A 17,927-nucleotide genomic window follows, 5' to 3' on the forward strand; every position below is an offset into this window, starting at 1 on the left:
GATGGTGCGGGAGGCAATCTTGATCTACAACCAGGAGCGCCCGCACCTGTCTTTAAAATACAAAACGCCCGATGCGGTGCATCGGGCGCTGGGTGAAATAGATGTAAACCTATTTCAGGACTAGACATCGATTTACTGAATCAAGCCAGATCCACCAACACGATCTCACTGTCCTCGATAGCCGTCACCCGCAACACCTGCTCTTGGGCAACCGCGACACCGTCTCGAGCTTGTGCACGCAAGCCATTGACTTCAATGACACCCGTGGCCGGCACAAGGTAAGCGCGACGACCGTTGTCCAGGCGATACTCAGCGGTTTCGCCGGCCTTCAGGTTTGCCGCCACCAGGCGCGCATCGGCGCGGATTCGCAGGCTTTGATCGTCCCCGGGCTTACCGCTGGCCAGGGTCACGAAACCTTCGCGCTGGCCTTTGGGAAATGGCTTGGCGCCCCAGGAAGGTGCCAGGCCGGATTCATTGGGAATGATCCAGATCTGGAAGATCTTGGTCGGCGTAGCTTCCAGGTTGTATTCGCTGTGGGCAATGCCGGTGCCGGCGCTCATCACCTGAACGTCACCCGCTTCAGTGCGACCCTTGTTGCCCAGGTTGTCCTGGTGAGTAATTGCGCCTTCACGGACATAGGTGATGATTTCCATGTCCCGGTGCGGGTGCTGCGGGAAGCCAGTGCCCGGGGCAATCACGTCATCGTTCCATACCCGCAAGTTGCCCCAGTTCATGCGCTTGGGGTCATGGTATTCGGCGAACGAAAAGTGGTGATGGGCATCCAACCAGCCATGGTGAGCGCCGCCAAGCGAGTTGAAAGGTCTGAGTTCAAGCATGATCGTCTCCTGAAAGGTTCGTCATGGGGCGCACGGCCTGGCCACGAATCGAGACCGGTTGTTGATGACGGGCATCATCCATCAGGTAACAATCGATAAAAAGCGTAAAAAATGCCTCATAATCATCGATCAATTTGATAGGAATTACGCTCGCAAGCGTCTCATCCAGCCTTCAATTTCGCCCATAAGTCGATGAGTCATAAGCATTTGACTAGAACTCAAAAGCAAATACAGACACCATAGCCCTCAACAGCCTCACACCCTGGAGTCCGTCCGCGTGCCGCAACACACCCCCGATCTTCCGCCTGAACTTCGCCCGCTGGCCGAGATGCCATTGCTCAAGCGCCTGGCCGCGCGCTTTTTTGGTCATGGCCTGACGCGTCTGCGCGCACAACACCGCGCCTCTTGGTTACACGGTCAGGCAGACGGTTTTCGTAGCGGTCATAGTGCCGGGGTGGACTATGGGTACAAAGAAGGCAAGCTCGAGGGCCTGGAAGAGGGCCGGCAAGTCTTGCTGATTCGCGACTCACGCTGCACCGAGCACCGGCCACCCAACATCGATGACCATCTTTTCGACGATTGGCGCCTGCCATTGACCGCCGAACTGAAAAAACGCATGAAAGCCGACGTCGCCCGGTTGCTGCCGGCACATGCCCAGCCCAGCGCTGCGCAGTGGAAAATGATCTTCAGTGACACACCATCAACGTCGGTGATTGCCGGTGCGGGCGCCGGCAAGTCGACGACGCTGGTCCTGCGTATCCTGTTGCTCAGTCACTACCTGGGGTTCGAACTGAGCTCGATGACCGTGGTGACGTTCACCCGTGAGTCGCGCAAGGACTTCATCAATAAACTGATTGAGCTGTTTGCGCTCTGGGGGCATGCACTGGGTGTGCGCGAGGCGCGTGACCTGGTGCGCACCTTCCATTCGCGCATATTGCCGATGGTTCGCAGCCTGCCGGGCTTCGAACGGCTGCAAGCCTTCGAAAACCTCAGTCACCGAGCGCAAGGCGCGGATGACGAAGTGGACAGCAACCCCTTCGATCTGCGCATCAATGACGCTCAGCGTCAGCAACTCAATGCCTGTTATCACGCGTTGCACGGTCGCGATGAGCGTTTTCGCGCGCTGATCAAGCCATTGTCTCGTCACGCTTTGCAACTCAAGGAGCTGGAGCGCGACCACCCTGATGTACAGAAGCGCATGGCCGTCACCGAGCTGGCGGCCAAACGCGATGAAGAGCTCTGCGATCTGGTGGAAGACTTGTGGTTTCGCGCCGGCGCCTGGCCGATCAAAGGCATAGAGCCCAAGCGCCAGGCTTTCGATATCAACGGCAGTACCTTTCACTGCCACGGTTACATTGCCTCGCTGGACGCTTGGGTGGTGCTGGGATTCGACCCTGGCGAAAATCCGCAACTGACCCGGCCAAATGCCAAGCTTACGTTGCGTGCGGAAACCGCGGTAAAGCGCACTTTGTTTCAAGCATTCTGTCGTAAACCATTGATATGGATAGATAATTACGAATCCTCAAAGCGTGTGCTGGCGTCCCTTGGGGGCGATGCCAGCGCCGGGCCTGGCTTCGATTACAAGGTCAAGGGAGAGCTGGCGTCCGCGCCATTGCTGGACTGTTTTGTCGCTGCCGCCGGGTTCATCGAAAACCTCGGCCTGGATGTGCCGACTGCCGTGGGCCAGATGAGCTTTGGCAAGGATGACCCGGACCGGTTCTTCTTCGAAGCCTTGAGTCTGTACTGGCGCGCCCTGGAAGACCATTTGCTCGACCAGAAACCGCCCGTCATGACCTACAACCGCATGTTCGCGCTGTTTAGCGAACACTCCCCGGAAAACCTCAAGCTGCTCAGTGACGAGCTCTTGCGGCCGCTGTCGCACTTGATGATCGACGAGTTCCAGGATGTTTCGCCGCAAATTGTCTCGTGGATCCGTGCCAGCCTGGCCGAAATCCGCAGTCGCGGGCCGGCGATGCACGTCGGGCGCGGCGCCCAGCACTCCTCATTGCTGTGCGTAGGCGATGACTGGCAGTCGATTTACGGCTGGCGTGGCAGTTCGCCGACCTATTTCATGGAGTTCAACAAGACATTCTCGTCGCCGAGTACCACCAAGGTCATGCTCAGCGACAATTATCGCAGTCACCAGCACATCATCGACGCCGCCGAATATATCGTGCGGGCCGCGCCTGCGATTGCGGGCAAGAAGGCCAAGGCCAGCGGCGAGCCAAAGGCCTTGCTGCCGGTCAATGTGCTGGACCGAGACGATCAGGGGATGGCCGAGCGCTTGATGGAGCACTATCGCAAAGGCGACTCAATCTTGATGCTTTATCGAAAAAGTAGCGATAAGTCATTGATAGAGCAATATATTCATCCTGTACTTAATGTTGATTCTAGCTTGCCGTTTGAAGCGCGACGCCTCAAGCAACTGACGTATCACAGCGCCAAGGGGCTTCAGGCTGACGCGGTATTCCTGCTTGGCGATTGCCAGCACCTGACCCGTTCTCCCTACAAGAACCAGGTGTACCGTATGGCGGGCCTGGGCAAGGCTGGCGACAGTGAGCCTTATGACAATGCCCAGAAAGACGAGATTCTGCGCCTGGCCTACGTGGGCATTACCCGGGCCGTGAGCCATTGCTATTGGTATGTCGATGCGCAGGACACCCAGGCGGTGAACATGCCCAAGGCGTCGGACCGGATCGGCAAGGGCAAGGCGTTTTTCGCCGATCATCGGCGGGCCAAAACGCCGGCATGACCCATGTAGTAGCCTGCGGTGCGGCTCTTACAAGGTGTACATGTACCCCTCTACATTCTTGATCCCGTAAAAAACACAAAGCCCACATTATCGTGGGCTTTTGATGGAAGACCTGCCGTCAGGCATAACTCCTGAGGGCCACCGGAGGAATGAACGCTTCGAGCTCATCCTCCACGGCTTCGATTATTCGTTCGACGTCGGCGGCGTTCATCACCGTCGAACAGGGGATACCAGCGATGGCGATCATGGTCTCGCCACTGGCTCGATCAAACAAACGGGCGATCATGCTGCCCGGGGCGTCCATGCTTGCCTCGAAACCCATGGGATGGAAATGCCAGCGCATCAGCTGGCAGGCGTTTGGGAAAGTGACCTTGCTGAACCCTTTATTCATGTGTTGCCCGCCTTCTTCATCGAGCGCTTCCGTTAGCTCAGGTTAGGTGGGAGGAGCCTTCATTGGCTCAACCATTGACAGACTTTAAAAGTAGCAGCTGCATGTGAAAAAAATGTGTATTTTTCAGGTCGTTTGGCAATTGCTGCGATTTTTTTGATGCAGGTCACGTACGTGATCGTTTGCGCAATGGCCCGCCCGCATTTGCAATTGAAGGCGCGGGCCAATTTGGGCAAGCTCGGCACTTTTTGACGAGACCTTTCATGTACGCCGAGGATGATGGCCCGCTGCAAACCCAGGCCACGGGCGAGACGGTCATGCTTTACCACTTGCGCTGGAAACACCGCGATCTGGACGGGGTCATGGCGTTGTATCACCCCGATGTCCAATACAGTGATTTTTTCCAGAACCGGGTGATGGGGCTGGCCCAGTTGCGCGACTACGTGCAAAGCAGCATGCCCCGTGACCCGGATGAGGCGCTGGAGCACTCAGACCGCATCCGCTTGGACGGCAACACTGCTTTCATCCAGTACCGCATCACTTTGCGTGGCGGTGAGGGGCTTGTGTCGTTTCGCGCCAGTGAAGCAATCACCGTGAAGGACGGGCTGATCTGGCGGGTCAACGAATATGCTTCGCTGGTCCACGAACAACCCTGCGGCGAAAACACCGGCAGCCAGCGCCCGGCGGTCAGTCGACTGGGGCTGTCGCCGCGGCAGTTGAGCTTCATGGCCGACGACCTGCAGCAGTACTTTCAACGCCAGCAGCCTTATCTCGACCCGCAGCTCGACCTGCAACGGGTGGCACAGGCGTGTGGCTACAGTCGCAACCAGATTTCCTATCTTCTCAACCAGGTGCTGGGGCAGAGCTTCTATCGCTACGTCAACCAGGCCCGCCTGCAGCACCTGCTCAACGCGCTGGACAGTGCCATGCCCGCGGTACGTATCGACGCGTTGGCGTTTGCCGCCGGGTTCAATTCACTGTCGGCGTTCTATAGCTGTTTCCGCCAGCACACCGGCCTGTCGCCCAAGGCCTACGTCAAGCAAATGTCCTTGCGTGCACGCGCGCAAGACAGCGCCTGAGCCCGTGCACTAGGATCAACGCCATCGAAATCTGAGTGGCGGAGTCTTGAATGCCGGCGTGGCGCACTATCAGCTTGTGGATGGACCAGCTCGACGAGCCATTGCTGGCGCGTGCGTCGCTGGAACAGGATCTGGATGTCGATGTTGCCATCATCGGCGCGGGGTACACCGGGCTCTGGACGGCCTACTACCTGAAGCGACAGGCGCCTGGCCTGAATATTGTCATCATAGAAGCGCAAACAGCCGGTTTCGGTGCCTCGGGGCGTAACGGCGGATGGTTGATGGGCAATCTGCTGGGCGAAGACCGTCTACTCGCTACGTTGTCACCCGAGCAACGTCGTGCCTCTTACGATTTGCTCCACGACATCCCTGATGAAGTGAAAAGCGTCATCGAACGTGAAGGCATCGATTGCGATTATCGTAAAGGCGGCGCCCTCTATTGTGCCGCGCGCTACCCCGAGCAGGAGGCGACATTGCGCCAGTACCTGGACAAGCTGTACAGCCAGGGACTCAACGAAAACGACTACCGCTGGCTGAGCCCGCAACAGATGGCGCAGCAGATTCGCCTGGCCAAGCCTTATGGCGCTATTTATGCGCCACATGTCGCGACCCTCCATCCGGCCAAGCTGGTCCGAGGACTGGCGCGCGCGGTCGAGCGCATGGGCGTGCGGATTTACGAGAACAGCCCGGTGAATCATTGGCAGTCCGGCAGCCTTCGCACTGCCCAGGCGACGGTGCGCAGCCGCTGGGTGGTACCGGCTGTCGAAGGCTATTCGGTGACCTTGCCACCCTTGGGACGTTATCAGTTGCCGGTGCAAAGCCTGATCGTGGCCACCGAACCGCTGTCAGCCGCCACCTGGGACGAGATCGGCTTGAGTCATGGCCAGGCCTTCAGCGAAAACAGTCGCCAAGTGACCTATGGCCAACGAACGGCAGATAACCGATTGATCTTCGGCGCTCGCGGGGGCTATCAGTTTGCCGGCAAGCTGCGCCATGACTTTGACCTGACGCGCAGCGAAATCGAGTTGCGGCGCTATCTGTTCGGCGAACTGTTTCCACAGCTTCGCAATGTACAGATCACCCACGGCTGGGGCGGTAACCTGGGCATGTCGCGGCACTTCAAGCCGCACATGCTCTGCGACCAGGCCAGCGGCATCGCCTTGTCCGGCGGTTATGGCGGGGAGGGTGTGGGTGCCAGCAACCTGGGTGGCAGGACCCTTGCCGACCTGATCCTGCAGCGCGACACCGAACGAGTCAGCCAACCCTGGGTAATTGCCCAGGGCGGACTGCACGCGCTCAAGGCCTGGGAGCCCGAACCTTGGCGCTGGCTCGGCTACAACGCGATCATCCGCAGCTTCGTCCATGAAGACCAGACCCTGGCCAACCCGACCAGTGCGCCATGGCGGCGCAAGCTCGCCAGCGGGGTCGCAGGGTTCATGGAAGGCTTGATGCACTGAACAGTGTTGCCTTCGATGATACGTGATCAACTCACAGGTTCAACCGTGCACCTCATTTCACCTGCGCCCGGCATCTGCAACAGGGCATCGTTGCCGTTTTGCCAGAAGCTTTGGCTGCCCCTGTAGTCCTTGCCCCGGTACAGGGCTCCGGAGGAACTCGGCACCTGTTCCAGCGTGGTCGAGGTATTGGCCCATTTCAGGTACACCACTGCCGGTTCGACAGTGAAGAACGTGGCGGCCACCAACGCGCCAAGCCCGGCGCAGCGAAAGGCCTGCGGGCCTTCGGTGAGCCTGCTGGGGTCCTTGGTCCTGGCAATGGCCGAGCCTTGGCGAAGTTGGTGCGCACGCTCGGCATACTGGCTCACCGTGCATGCCTTGGGATCGGCTTCGGTCGCGCATTGATCGCGGGCGAGCAGCCAGAAGCGCTGGTCGATCTCGACTTTGTCGGGTCGCGGCACCGAATGCTCATCGGTGAGCGCCAGGCGATACAGGCGCGTCAGCTCGATATCCATCTGCGCCAGTCGAGCGTCGCGACAGATAAGCTTTTCAACGGCCCCCCGAGCCGTGGCGCAGTCGAAGCTGGTATTGAAGGATCGAGCAGGTGTCGCGGCATTTGCACAAAGACTCATTGAAACCCAAGCGGCGACCGCGAGGAGAGGAGTCAAAAGTGGCGTGACCATTTTCATTTCGACACCATCATTAGGTCGCACTGGGTCTATCGCAGTGTAAGGCAGTGCTCGAAACCTGCCACACAGGGGCGCAGGCAACACGATTCGCGGGCTCAGTCTTCCTGGCGAATCGTGGCAACATCATCGGCCTTGACTTTGACCTTGGCTCCGGAAATATCCTCGAACTCGAAGAAACCATCCTTGGTCTTGGTTTTTGGCATGTCCTTGGTCAGGTACTGGGTGCCGTTCTGCAGGGTGACCACCGTGGGCGTCGAGCAGCCGGCCAGTGCGATGAAGGCCGCTACCGCAATGGGAAACGCCAGAGTCTTGATGTTCATAATCACCTCTCATTGTTAAAAAAAACCAGTGTGGCTGTCGCAAGCGAATGCCGTTCCTTGGCGGTTGGTGCCATGCAACAGCAGAAAGTTCTATTCCCAAGGCAAAAATCCCTTACAGCGCCGCCGCTTATCCTTTTCCATTTGCATGGGGCAGGGCGTTGCTGGTATCTGTATGCATAACCAGTGCTTGTTAATCGTGGCTCCTTTTCCCGTGACTGCAAATCCTCTCGACGACCCGTTCTACTACCTCAACAACTTCATGCAAGTGCTTGATTGGCTTGAGCAACGTTATGCCGACGTGTTGAGCGTCGAGGAGCACCGCTTTATTCACGACTTCAATGGCTTGCCCCGCGAGGCCCGGGCGCTGCTGGTCAGGCTGGTCATGCGCAAAGGCATGCATTTTCGCGCCAGCAAATTGCATTACGTCGAGATCGGCGATATCGCCAGCGCAGCCCGGCCGTTGCTCGCGTTGGGCTGGCTCGACGAGCACCAGCCGTTGTCGGTCGAGGCGTTATTTGAAGTGTTGCTCAAGGCGGAAATTCTTCAATGCCTGGGCAGCGCCATCACTCAACCCAAGGGTAAAAAGACCGACTGGCTGCCGGCACTGTGCGAGCAGTTTCCTCACGAGCAATCCTTCAAGGATTGGTGTCCGGCGCTCGGTGATCGCTTGTTCAGCCTGACCATCATGGGCCTGTGCGATCGCCTGCGCTTGATGTTTTTTGGCAATCTTTACCAGGATTGGTCTGAATTCGTCCTGGCGGACCTTGGGGTCTTCACCTATGAAAAGGTCGATTTTTGCGCCGATTCCCGAGGCTTGCAAAGCCGCGAGGATGTCGATGCCTGCCTGTTCCTTTACCAGTGCCAGCAGCTTTTCGAGGCCGGCGAGTCGGTGGTCGCGATTGTCGCCCAGATCAACGGCCTGATACTGGGCAATCCCTGGCTGCAGAGACGTCGTGACAAGCAGTTATTCCAGATGGGCCAGGCGTGCGAGCGCGCCGGTGATTTCTGTGCCGCGTTGACCCTGTACCGGGATTGCGTGTATCCCGGCGCGCGCTTGCGCATGATCCGAGTGTTGGAACGCTGCGGTGAGTACCGACTGGCCCTTGACCTGGCGTGCCAGGCCGAACAAGCACCGCAAAACGCCGCGGAACAGCAACACCTGCTGCGTATCCTGCCCAGGTTGCGTCGCAAGCTGGGCGGACCGGCGGTCAAGCGTCCAGCCCCACGACAGATGGAACGCCTGGAGCTGCAACTGAGCAGGACCGACCCGATGTTGTCAGTGGAGGACTACGTGCAGGCGCACCTGGGCGAAGACTCGGCGCCGGTTCATTACGTCGAAAACAGCCTGGTCAACTCGCTGTTCGGGTTGCTGTGCTGGCCGGCGATTTTTGCCCCGCTGCCGGGGGCGTTTTTCCATCCGTTCCAACGCGGTCCAGTGGACCTGTTGAGCGAAGACTTCCACAGCCGCCGGGCCGAATTGTTCCAGGCCTGCCTCGATGAACTCGACGACGGTCGATACCTTGAGACCATCCGCCTGCGCTATGCCCAAAAGTGGGGCGTGCAGTCGCCATTCGTGTTCTGGGGCGCACTCAGCGAGCCGTTGCTGGAGCAGGCGCTGGACTGCTTACCTGCCGAACACCTCAAGCACTGGTTCAATCGGTTATTGCTGGACATCAAGGCCAATCGGGCGGGCATGCCGGACCTGATCCAGTTCTGGCCACAGGAAAAAACCTACCGCATGATCGAAGTCAAGGGGCCGGGCGATCGCCTGCAGGATAACCAGCTGCGCTGGCTGGAGTTCTGTCATGAGCACCGGATGCCGATTGCCGTGTGTTATGTGCAATGGGCGGAGCAGGGCGCTTGAGCTACAGCATCGCGGTGCGGGCGTTATGTGAGTTTACCGCCAAGGTCGGGGACCTCGACTTGCGCTTCACTCCCTCGCCGACCGCCCTGGAAGGCATCGTCGGGCACCGTACGGTGGCGTCACGGCGCAGTGACGACTACCAGAGTGAAATCGCCCTCGAAGGTGCGTATCAGGACCTGACGGTCAAGGGCAGGGCGGACGGCTATGATCCCTCGCAAAACTGCCTCGAAGAGGTCAAGACCTACCGTGGTGACTTGAGCAAGCAACCGGCCAACCACCGGCAACTGCATTGGGCACAGGCCAAAGTCTATGGCTGGCTGATGTGCCGCAAACTCAACCTGGCGCAGATCAACCTGGCGCTGGTGTATTTCGATATCGTCAGCGAAAGGGAAACCTGTCTGCTCGAAGCGTTCAGCGCCACCGAGCTCAGGCAGTTCTTTGAACACCATTGCGGCCTGTTCCTGCACTGGGCCGAACAGGAAACGGCCCATCGCCAAAGGCGTGACCTTGCGGCGCGACAGCTGGCGTTTCCCCATGCCGAGTTTCGCCCCGGGCAGCGTCACCTCGCCGAATCGGTGTTCAAGGCCGTCTGTACCGGGCGTTGCCTGATGGCCCAGGCACCCACGGGGATTGGCAAGACCATCGGTACCCTGTTCCCGCTGCTCAAGGCCCTGGCACCCCAGCACCTGGACAAGGTGTATTTCCTCACGGCGAAAACCCCGGGACGCAAGCTGGCCCTGGACGCCGCGCAAGTGATCCTCGAACGCGCCGATGCGCCGCCTTTGCGGGTGCTGGAGATGATCGCCAGGGACAAGGCCTGCGAACATCCGGACAAGGCCTGCCACGGTGAATCCTGTCCTTTGGCCCAGGGCTTTTACGATCGATTGCCGGCGGCACGCCAGGCCGCCAGCGAGCTGAGCCTGCTGAACCAGGCTGCATTGCGCCAGGTCGCCCTGGAGCATGGGGTATGCCCGTATTACCTGAGCCAGGAAATGGCCCGCTGGGCCGACGTGGTGGTTGCCGATTACAACTATTACTTCGATTTCAGTGCGCTGCTGTTCGGCCTGGCCCAGGCCAACACCTGGAAAGTCGCGGTATTGGTCGACGAGGCCCACAACCTGGTGGAACGTGGTCGGCAGATTTACAGCGCCATCCTTGATCAGTCGACCCTCGATGGCGTACGAAAAAACGCCCCCGAGGCGTTGAGAAAACCGCTGCAGCGAGTCAACCGCGAATGGAACGCCTTGCATAACCAGCAGTCTGCTGCTTATCAGGCCTATGACAAGCCACCGGAAAAACTGCTCCAGGCCTTGTCGTCGTGCAGCGCCAGCATCGGCGATTACCTCAACGATCATCCGCAGGGACTGGACAGTGCATTGCAAAGCTTTTACTTCGAGGTACTGCAGTTCTGTCGGGTGGCCGAACTCTTCGACCAGCAGTACCTGTTCGACATCAGCAAACGCGACCTCGACCGCAAGCGCAACCTCTCGCAACTGTGTCTGCGCAACGTGGTGCCCGCAGGCTTCATCGGGCCGCGCCTGAGCGCTGCCCGCAGCACCGTACTGTTCTCGGCGACCCTCAGTCCTCGCCACTATTACGCCGACTTGCTGGGTACACCGGCCAATACCGTGTGCATCGACGTCGAGTCGCCGTTTCATGCCGATCAACTACATGTTCAGATCATCAACCAGATCTCCACGCGTTTCGTTCATCGCCAGGCATCCCTGGCGCCGATCGTCGAACTGATCGCCCGGCAGTTCATGCGGCGCCCCGGCAATTACCTGGCGTTCTTCAGCAGTTTCGATTACCTGCAGCAAGTGGCGCAGTTGCTCGCCGAGCGCTATCCCGGGATCAATCTATGGTCACAGTCACGGGGCATGGCGGAGGCGCAACGCCAGGCGTTCCTCGACCGGTTCACCGCCGAAGGCCAAGGCGTTGGCTTTGCGGTGTTGGGCGGGGCGTTTGGCGAAGGCATCGATTTGCCGGGTGCACGCTTGATTGGCGCGTTCATCGCCACCTTGGGGTTGGCGCAGCTCAACCCGGTCAACGAGCAACTCAAGCAGCGCATGGCGGCCATGTTCGGTGCGGGCTACGACTACACCTACCTGTATCCCGGCGTACAAAAAGTGGTGCAGGCCGCTGGCAGAGTGATTCGTACACAGCAGGACCAAGGCGTGGTGATGTTGATCGATGACCGGTTTGGCGACAACAAGGTCAGGCAATTGCTGCCGCGCTGGTGGTCAATTGCTTCGGCGGCTGTTCAAATGGATGGTTTATCGCATACTGCTGAGTTACAGCACCCGATGTGAGGGATCAATGAGCGAAGATCGAATCCAGGCCAGGGTCATTGAGGACAGGCGCTTGCGCCTGCTGATCGATGCGGTGGTTGACTACGCGATCTACATGATTGACCCCGATGGCATCATTACCAGCTGGAACGCAGGGGCCCGGCGGTTCAAGGGCTATGAGGAAGCCGAGATTCTCGGCCAGCATTTTTCGCGCTTCTACACCGATGAAGATCGTCGTGCCGGCTTGCCTCAGCGGGCGCTGGACACGGCCATTCGCGAGGGTCGATTCGAAGGTGAAGGCTGGCGTGTGCGCAAGGACGGCACGCATTTCTGGTCCCACGTGGTGATCGATCCGATTTACGACCCGTCGGGCACGCTGCTGGGATTTGCCAAGATTACCCGTGACCTGACCGACCGCAAGATGGCCGAAGAGACCCTCAAGCAAAGCGAGCAACAGTTTCGCTTACTGGTGCAAAGCGTCACAGACTACGCCATCTACATGCTCGCCCCGGATGGTCGCGTGACCAACTGGAACCTGGGGGCCCAACGGATCAAGGGCTATTTGCCCGAAGAAGTCATTGGCCAGCATTTTTCGATGTTCTACACCCCTGAAGACAAGGCGTCCGGCTTGCCAGGCCGGGCACTGGAGATTGCCACGCGTGAGGGGCGCTTCGAGAACAAGGGATGGCGGGTGCGCAAGGACGGCACGAGGTTCCTGGCTCACGTCGTCGTCGACCCGATCTGGGGGGAAACCGGTACGTTGCTCGGTTTTGCCAAGATCACCCGCGACATCACCGAAGCGACCCAGGCGCAGCAGGCGCTTGAACAAACCCGCGAAGCGCTGTTCCAGGCGCAAAAGATGCAAGCCATCGGCCAGCTCAGTGGGGGGATTGCCCACGACTTCAATAATCTGCTCACAGTCATTCTTGGCAATCTGGAAATCGTGCGCAAACGCCTAGCGGACGACCCGAAGATCGTCCGGTTGCTCGACAACGCCACCCAGGGTGCGTTGCGCGGCGTGTCCTTGACCCAGCGCATGCTGGCTTTTGCCAGGAAGCAAGAGCTCAAATCCGAACCTGTGGAGCTTCCCGCCCTGGTGCAGGGCATCAGCGGACTGCTGCGCAGTTCGCTGGGACCTTCGGTGGCACTGGAAACCCGTTTTCCGGAGCGGATCGAGCCGGTCCTGGCCGATATCAACCAGCTCGAATTGGCAATGCTGAACCTGGCCACCAACGCCCGCGATGCCATGCCCGATGGCGGAAAGATCGTCATCAGTGCCCGCGTTGAAACTGTCTCTGATCCGTTACGAGCGGGGCGTTACGTGTGCCTGAGCATCACCGACACCGGTGACGGGATGGATGAAGCAACGCTGGCCTCGGCAATGGATCCGTTCTTCACCACCAAAGGGCTGGGCAAGGGGACTGGTCTGGGGTTGTCGATGGTCCATGGCTTCATCGAACAACTGGGCGGACGATTCATTCTCAAGAGCCAGAAAAACCAGGGCACGACTGCAGAACTGTGGTTGCCCGTGGCCTCGGAAGGCTCGATCGCGGCCCCCCTTGAAGAGCTCCCGGCAACGCCGCAAGTCCCTCGCTTGTGCATCCTGGTGGTGGACGACGACAGCTTGGTGTTGACCAGCACTTGCCTGTTGCTGGAAGACCTCGGTCACCAGGTGATCGCCGCGACGTCGGGTGCTCAGGGACTGGAGGTATTCGAAAACAATACGGCCATTGATCTCGTCATTACCGACATGGCGATGCCCCAGATGAGTGGCGCGCAATTGGCGCAAGCCATCCGCGAGCGCAACCCCGACATGCCGATTATCCTGGCCACTGGATATGCCGATCGCCTGGAAGGGTTTGCAGCCAGGTTACCGCGGTTGTCCAAGCCGTTTACCCAGTCGAACCTGGTGGAAATTATCGCTTCCGCCATGTAGGAGCGAGCATGTCGAATCGTCGCACCGTCGCGATGGTCGTCAACGATGACGTTGGTCACCTGACACCCCTCGGAGCTCTCAAGTTCATCGCGAGCATGCTCGCTCCTACAGGTTTTTAACCCGGGTCGTTATGTTTGCACCTGGCTCTCAGGCCGCCATATGCGAGGCGTCGAGTTCCTTTTTCAGGCGGGCCTTGAGGGTCTCCATTTTTGCCCCCAGTTCATCCAGCGCCGCTTTACCCAGCAGCTTCTTGGCCTGGGGAAACATCGTGGTCTCTTCCTCTTCAATGTGGTGTTCGAGCAGTTCCTTGACCACCTTGACGCGACCGGCGAACTCGGGCGTGGACGGGTCGGTGACTTTCAGGTCCGGTAGCACCAGGGAATCCACCGTACGGTGTTCTTCCTTGGCTTCGTAATACATGATGTCCTGCTCCTTGCCACCGGCTTCCTTGTAGGCCGGGTACAGGATGTCTTCTTCAAGGCGGGTATGAATCGAAATTTCCATCTCCAGCTTTGCAAGGAGATCGGCGCGCTTTTTCAGACCGCGCTCGGTGGACTCACTCAGTTGGCTGAGGATGCCTTTCACGCGTTCATGGTCGGCTTTCAACAGGTCTATGGCATTCATGGTCGAGTTTCTCCAGATTGAGGGCAGCTCGCACGGTTGATTCCGCAGGACACTCATCGTTGTGGAGCATTTGTCGTGCCGCTTTGCTGTCTCGGGTAAGCGCCTGAAATTCAATGGGTTACAAACGCTAATGGCCATTAGGGGTCGTGCAGGCTGCATGAAGTCGGGATTTGGTTCATGCACTTCGCCACAGTCGTCAGCGATCAAGCGGATGGGGGCTTTTGCCGTTCATAGTGGGCGAGAAGCGGCTGGGTGCTGATGCCGTGAATCAGAATGCTCAGTGCGACCACCGAGAGCGTGAGGTCGGTGCACAAGGTGGCCATCGTCGGTGCGAGGTTGTGATTCAAGGCGTAGAACAGGTAGTAGAAACTACCGATGCCGCGAATCCCGAACCAGCCGATCAACAGTCGTTGCTTGCCGTCAAGCAACGTTCCCCAAGGTACCAGCGCGACAATCAGCGGCCGGATCACGCAGAACAGTACCAACGCAACCGCCAGCGCGCGCCAGTCCCAATGACCTACCAGCACGACCCCGAGCAACGTCACCAGGAACACTTCCATGGCCCGTTCGACCAGGCTGCCAAAGGACAGCATGTCGCCGATCATGATCCCGGCCGCCACCTGCGCTTCCTCCAGGTTCGCCACATCGCCATGCACGGCGGCATCGGGCTCGACGTTCTGATGACCGACCACCGGCTGCACCAGATGCTCGGCGGGCGTCTGGGAGTGCCCCATCGACTTGACCTCGGCTCGACGCAACCCCAGGCCCGCCGCGAACACCGATAGGAAACCGTAGCCATGGACCGACTCTGCCGCGACATACGCCAAGGCGATAAGGGCAAAGGTCAGGTAGTCGTTGGGCGACAGGGTGCTGTCGGCATTTCTGATGCGCATGGACAATGTGAGGCGCCCGATCACGCGTCCCATGCCATAGCCGACCAGCAAGCCAGCAGGCACCGCCCACAGCAGGCGTTTGAGCGCCCAGTCATCGAGCCAGGCAGTGGATGCGCCGCTGCCTTGCTCGATAAACAGCAAGCCCAGGATCACGAAGGGAAACGCAACGCCATCATTGAGCCCGGCCTCACCGGACAGGCCGAAGCGAACCGCGTCGACGTCCTTGGCATCGTTGACTTGCACCAGCGAGGCCAGTACCGGATCGGTGGGCGCCAGGATCGCACCGATCAGCAGCGACGGTCCCCATGGCAAGGCGAAGGCATAATGCAGCAATAGGCAAACACCGATAATGGTCAGGACCATGACTGGCCCGGCCAGCCCGAAAGCTACACGCCATCTTCGGTCCCTCAGGGGCAGGCGCAGCTTGAGGCCACAGACGAACAACGAAAATAGCACCGCGACTTCCGTCAGGTGCTCCATCCAGAACGCCGCGTCCTTGATGTCCAGCCTCAGCCAGCCCAGCCCCGTCGGCCCGATGACCACCCCCAACGCCAGGCACACGGCCGAGGTGGTCACCGGCATCCAGCGCAGATAGGACGAGGTCAGTGCCAGCGTCAGCAGCACGGCACCCAGCACAGCGACCCAGGCAATGAAGCTCATGGCCCGGGGATCATTGACTGACGGTCGCGCGCAAGTACTCCGGCGTCAGCACGTTGAACCACAGCAGAATCATGCTCACCAGAAGGGTGACCAGCACCAGCAAACCGACGCCCCAGACACAGGTGGCATTGAGCAGGCCTTGCTCCTTGCGCTCGTGCATGAAGGTCGGCAACCCGACGAACAGCAAGAACGTCGAATAGGCCGAGGCACCAGCCAGTACCAGGATCGCCAGCCAGCGACTGGGATAAAGGCCGGCAATGCCCGCCAGGAAAAACGGGGTGGCGGTGTAGGCGGCAAAACCAATGCACTGGTTGAGCGTAGGGCGTGCGTCGAAGGTACGTGACATCCAGCGGATGAAACCGCCCATGATGGCGACGCCGGCAAGTGTGCACAGATACAGCAGGACGCACAGTTGCAACGCGCTGCGGAGGCTGAGGCGGACCGTTTCGTTTTCCGCCAGGCTCCAGCCGACATAGGTGGTGCCAATGAACAGGCAAACGGCGGGGATCAAGGCCAGGAGGAGCAAATGGGCGAGGTAGTGGCGTGGATGCGCTTCTTCTTCCCTGCGAATATCCGTCCACGCAAAGTTTGGCTGAGTAAACAGTTTGACGATAGGTGCGGACATGACGATCTCCAGGAATCGAAAGGCCCGCCAGAGGGGGCCTATGCAGTGTTGAGCATTGAAACAGTGGCTCGGTTCCATTTTTCAGGGGCATCGCGTTATCACAGGATCGGCTTGCCCCCGGTCACCCCAAAACGCTGACCGGTGATGTAGCTGCCTTCGTCCGAGGCCAGTAGCACATAGATCGGCGCCACTTCCACCGGCTGGCCCGGACGGCCAAGCGGGGTGTTGGCGCCGAAGTTCTGTACCGTTTCCTCTGGCATCGTCGAGACGATCAGCGGCGTCCAGATCGGTCCCGGCGCCACGCTGTTGACCCGGATATTCTTCGGTCCGAGCATTTGCGCCAGGCCGGCGGTGAAGTTGGCGATCGCGCCCTTGGTCGTGGCATACGCCAGCAGGGTGGGGTTGGGCATGTCGGAGTTGACCGAGCTGGTGTTGATGATCGAACTGCCGGGTTGCATGTGCTTGAGGGCCGCCTGGCAGATCCTGAAAATGGCGGTGATGTTGACGTCGAAGGTCATCACCCATTCTTCGTCAGGGATGTCCTCGAGGTTTTCGTGGGTCATCTGGAACGCCGCGTTGTTGACCAGAATGTCGATGCGGCCGAAACGCTCGACCGTTTTCTCCACCAACGCCCGGCAATGCACCTTGTGCGCCAGGTCACCGGGCAGCAGCAGGCATTGGCGGCCGGCCTGTTCAACCCAGCGCGCGGTTTCCTGCGCATCTTCCTGCTCATCAAGATATGCCACGGCCACGTCGGCACCTTCACGGGCGAAGGCAATGGCCACCGCGCGACCTATGCCGCTATCGCCTCCGGTAATCAGGGCGATCTTGCCGTTCAATCGGCCCGAACCCTTATAGCTCTGCTCGCCGCAGTCGGGGTACGGGTCCATTTTGCGCTGGGAGCCGGGGACGGGTTGGTGTTGTTTGGGGAAGGGTGGTTTTGGGTCGTCGTTCATCATTGATCTCCGGGTTCAAGGTTGGGCAGTCAAAGGGTTGACCCTGGCCTTTTGGGTGGAGTTCGGTTGGATGAAGAACCATTGGAATCGTTGTTTGTTGGTAGAGTAACTATCCGTTGCTGCGGTAACGGCCGCTTAGGGTTTCGCTTTTACTGTAGGAGCCAGGCTTGCCGGCGAAGGCGTCCTGGCGGCCAATGGGGGGGACTGAGTACATATCCATTGCTGCGGTAACGGGTACTTAGGGTTTCGCTTTTACTGTAGGAGCCAGGCTTGCCGGCGAGGGCGTCCTGGGGCCAATGGGGGGACTGAGTACATATCCATTGCTGCGGTAACGGCCACTTAGGGTTTCGCTTTTACAGCGAGTCACTTGGAAGAGCCCCAAGTAACCAAGGGCTCTTGCCCCTGGCGTTCGGTGCCTCGCTAAGGCTCGGCATGCCCTCGCTCCGGTCCTGCTCCGTGGGTCGCCGCGATGGGCCATCCATGGCCCAGCGCGGCTAAACCGGCATCCTTGCCGGTTTACCCACTGCGCAGAACCTCCACTCGGCCTCTCGATGGGGCAAGAA

At 59.4% G+C, this 17,927-nt stretch carries 14 protein-coding genes; 6 read left to right on the forward strand and 8 right to left on the reverse strand.

Annotation, left to right across the window (positions count from 1 at the left end):
• Nucleotides 1-140 precede the first annotated feature (140 nt).
• Nucleotides 141-836 carry a pirin family protein gene (locus CGA21_RS28715; RefSeq protein WP_110747398.1) on the reverse strand — a complete coding sequence of 232 codons (696 nt, stop codon included), beginning with the start codon at nucleotides 834-836 and terminating at the stop codon, nucleotides 141-143.
• 277 nt (nucleotides 837-1,113) lie between these two features.
• Here CGA21_RS28715 and CGA21_RS28720 point away from each other — a divergent pair, with 277 nt between their 5' ends.
• Nucleotides 1,114-3,588, forward strand: a complete 2,475-nt coding sequence (locus CGA21_RS28720) for a UvrD-helicase domain-containing protein (RefSeq protein WP_188265600.1) — start codon at nucleotides 1,114-1,116, stop codon at nucleotides 3,586-3,588.
• 118 nt (nucleotides 3,589-3,706) lie between these two features.
• Here the strand turns inward: CGA21_RS28720 and CGA21_RS28725 are convergent, their stop codons facing one another.
• Complete coding sequence (locus tag CGA21_RS28725) at nucleotides 3,707-3,979, reverse strand: DUF1652 domain-containing protein (RefSeq protein WP_033043601.1); 273 nt, start codon at nucleotides 3,977-3,979, stop codon at nucleotides 3,707-3,709.
• Nucleotides 3,980-4,239: 260 nt separating this feature from the next.
• Between CGA21_RS28725 and CGA21_RS28730 the strand changes: the two genes are divergently transcribed.
• Both CGA21_RS28730 and CGA21_RS28735 read left to right on the forward strand, forming a co-directional pair.
• Nucleotides 4,240-5,055, forward strand: a complete 816-nt coding sequence (locus CGA21_RS28730) for an AraC family transcriptional regulator (RefSeq protein ID WP_110747392.1) — start codon at nucleotides 4,240-4,242, stop codon at nucleotides 5,053-5,055.
• A 50-nt stretch (nucleotides 5,056-5,105) separates the two neighbouring features.
• The gene (locus tag CGA21_RS28735; protein ID WP_188265601.1) at nucleotides 5,106-6,512 is read left to right on the forward strand and encodes an NAD(P)/FAD-dependent oxidoreductase; all 1,407 of its coding nucleotides are present in this window, start codon (nucleotides 5,106-5,108) and stop codon (nucleotides 6,510-6,512) included.
• A 26-nt stretch (nucleotides 6,513-6,538) separates the two neighbouring features.
• Here the strand turns inward: CGA21_RS28735 and CGA21_RS28740 are convergent, their stop codons facing one another.
• Both CGA21_RS28740 and CGA21_RS28745 read right to left on the reverse strand, forming a co-directional pair.
• Nucleotides 6,539-7,198 carry an MliC family protein gene (locus tag CGA21_RS28740; RefSeq protein ID WP_110747386.1) on the reverse strand — a complete coding sequence of 220 codons (660 nt, stop codon included), beginning with the start codon at nucleotides 7,196-7,198 and terminating at the stop codon, nucleotides 6,539-6,541.
• Nucleotides 7,199-7,293: 95 nt separating this feature from the next.
• A complete protein-coding gene (locus tag CGA21_RS28745; protein ID WP_110747383.1) occupies nucleotides 7,294-7,518 on the reverse strand; it encodes a YgdI/YgdR family lipoprotein in 225 nt (74 codons plus the stop codon).
• Between the two features lie 196 nt (nucleotides 7,519-7,714).
• Between CGA21_RS28745 and CGA21_RS28750 the strand changes: the two genes are divergently transcribed.
• From CGA21_RS28750 to CGA21_RS28760, 3 genes are read left to right on the forward strand one after another with little or no spacing between them, the layout of a single operon-like run.
• The gene (locus tag CGA21_RS28750; RefSeq protein ID WP_110747851.1) at nucleotides 7,715-9,382 is read left to right on the forward strand and encodes a VRR-NUC domain-containing protein; all 1,668 of its coding nucleotides are present in this window, start codon (nucleotides 7,715-7,717) and stop codon (nucleotides 9,380-9,382) included.
• Complete coding sequence (locus CGA21_RS28755; RefSeq protein ID WP_188265602.1) at nucleotides 9,379-11,691, forward strand: ATP-dependent DNA helicase; 2,313 nt, start codon at nucleotides 9,379-9,381, stop codon at nucleotides 11,689-11,691. Before CGA21_RS28750 ends, CGA21_RS28755 begins: the two co-directional genes overlap by 4 nt.
• 7 nt (nucleotides 11,692-11,698) lie before the next feature.
• A complete protein-coding gene (locus tag CGA21_RS28760; RefSeq protein ID WP_188265603.1) occupies nucleotides 11,699-13,606 on the forward strand; it encodes a PAS domain-containing sensor histidine kinase in 1,908 nt (635 codons plus the stop codon).
• 147 nt (nucleotides 13,607-13,753) lie between these two features.
• Here CGA21_RS28760 and CGA21_RS28765 read toward each other — a convergent pair whose 3' ends face one another.
• The 4 genes from CGA21_RS28765 to CGA21_RS28780 all read right to left on the reverse strand — a co-directional run bounded on the left by CGA21_RS28765 (nucleotide 13,754) and on the right by CGA21_RS28780 (nucleotide 17,364).
• Nucleotides 13,754-14,230, reverse strand: a complete 477-nt coding sequence (locus CGA21_RS28765; RefSeq protein ID WP_110747377.1) for a hemerythrin domain-containing protein — start codon at nucleotides 14,228-14,230, stop codon at nucleotides 13,754-13,756.
• Nucleotides 14,231-14,433: 203 nt separating this feature from the next.
• Nucleotides 14,434-15,783: a cation:proton antiporter gene (locus CGA21_RS28770; RefSeq protein ID WP_110747375.1), complete on the reverse strand. Its 1,350-nt coding sequence runs from the start codon at nucleotides 15,781-15,783 to the stop codon at nucleotides 14,434-14,436.
• A 10-nt stretch (nucleotides 15,784-15,793) separates the two neighbouring features.
• A complete protein-coding gene (locus tag CGA21_RS28775) occupies nucleotides 15,794-16,408 on the reverse strand; it encodes a Yip1 family protein (RefSeq protein WP_110747372.1) in 615 nt (204 codons plus the stop codon).
• A gap of 98 nt (nucleotides 16,409-16,506) precedes the next feature.
• Nucleotides 16,507-17,364, reverse strand: a complete 858-nt coding sequence (locus CGA21_RS28780) for an SDR family oxidoreductase (RefSeq protein ID WP_188265604.1) — start codon at nucleotides 17,362-17,364, stop codon at nucleotides 16,507-16,509.
• Between the last annotated feature and the right edge of the window lie 563 nt (nucleotides 17,365-17,927).

This window comes from Pseudomonas sp. PSB11, assembly GCF_014596605.1.
Classification (GTDB): Bacteria; Pseudomonadota; Gammaproteobacteria; order Pseudomonadales; family Pseudomonadaceae; genus Aquipseudomonas; species Aquipseudomonas umsongensis.

Bases quoted from the DNA above. Each gene is read 5' to 3' on its own strand.
- CGA21_RS28715 (WP_110747398.1), bottom strand. From the start codon at position 836: ATGCTTGAACTCAGACCTTTCAACTCGCTTGGCGGCGCTCACCATGGC.
- CGA21_RS28725 (WP_033043601.1), bottom strand. From the start codon at position 3,979: ATGAATAAAGGGTTCAGCAAGGTCACTTTCCCAAACGCCTGCCAGCTG.
- CGA21_RS28730 (WP_110747392.1), top strand. From the start codon at position 4,240: ATGTACGCCGAGGATGATGGCCCGCTGCAAACCCAGGCCACGGGCGAG.
- CGA21_RS28735 (WP_188265601.1), top strand. From the start codon at position 5,106: ATGCCGGCGTGGCGCACTATCAGCTTGTGGATGGACCAGCTCGACGAG.
- CGA21_RS28740 (WP_110747386.1), bottom strand. From the start codon at position 7,198: ATGAAAATGGTCACGCCACTTTTGACTCCTCTCCTCGCGGTCGCCGCT.
- CGA21_RS28745 (WP_110747383.1), bottom strand. From the start codon at position 7,518: ATGAACATCAAGACTCTGGCGTTTCCCATTGCGGTAGCGGCCTTCATC.
- CGA21_RS28760 (WP_188265603.1), top strand. From the start codon at position 11,699: ATGAGCGAAGATCGAATCCAGGCCAGGGTCATTGAGGACAGGCGCTTG.
- CGA21_RS28765 (WP_110747377.1), bottom strand. From the start codon at position 14,230: ATGAATGCCATAGACCTGTTGAAAGCCGACCATGAACGCGTGAAAGGC.
- CGA21_RS28770 (WP_110747375.1), bottom strand. From the start codon at position 15,783: ATGAGCTTCATTGCCTGGGTCGCTGTGCTGGGTGCCGTGCTGCTGACG.
- CGA21_RS28775 (WP_110747372.1), bottom strand. From the start codon at position 16,408: ATGTCCGCACCTATCGTCAAACTGTTTACTCAGCCAAACTTTGCGTGG.
- CGA21_RS28780 (WP_188265604.1), bottom strand. From the start codon at position 17,364: ATGAACGACGACCCAAAACCACCCTTCCCCAAACAACACCAACCCGTC.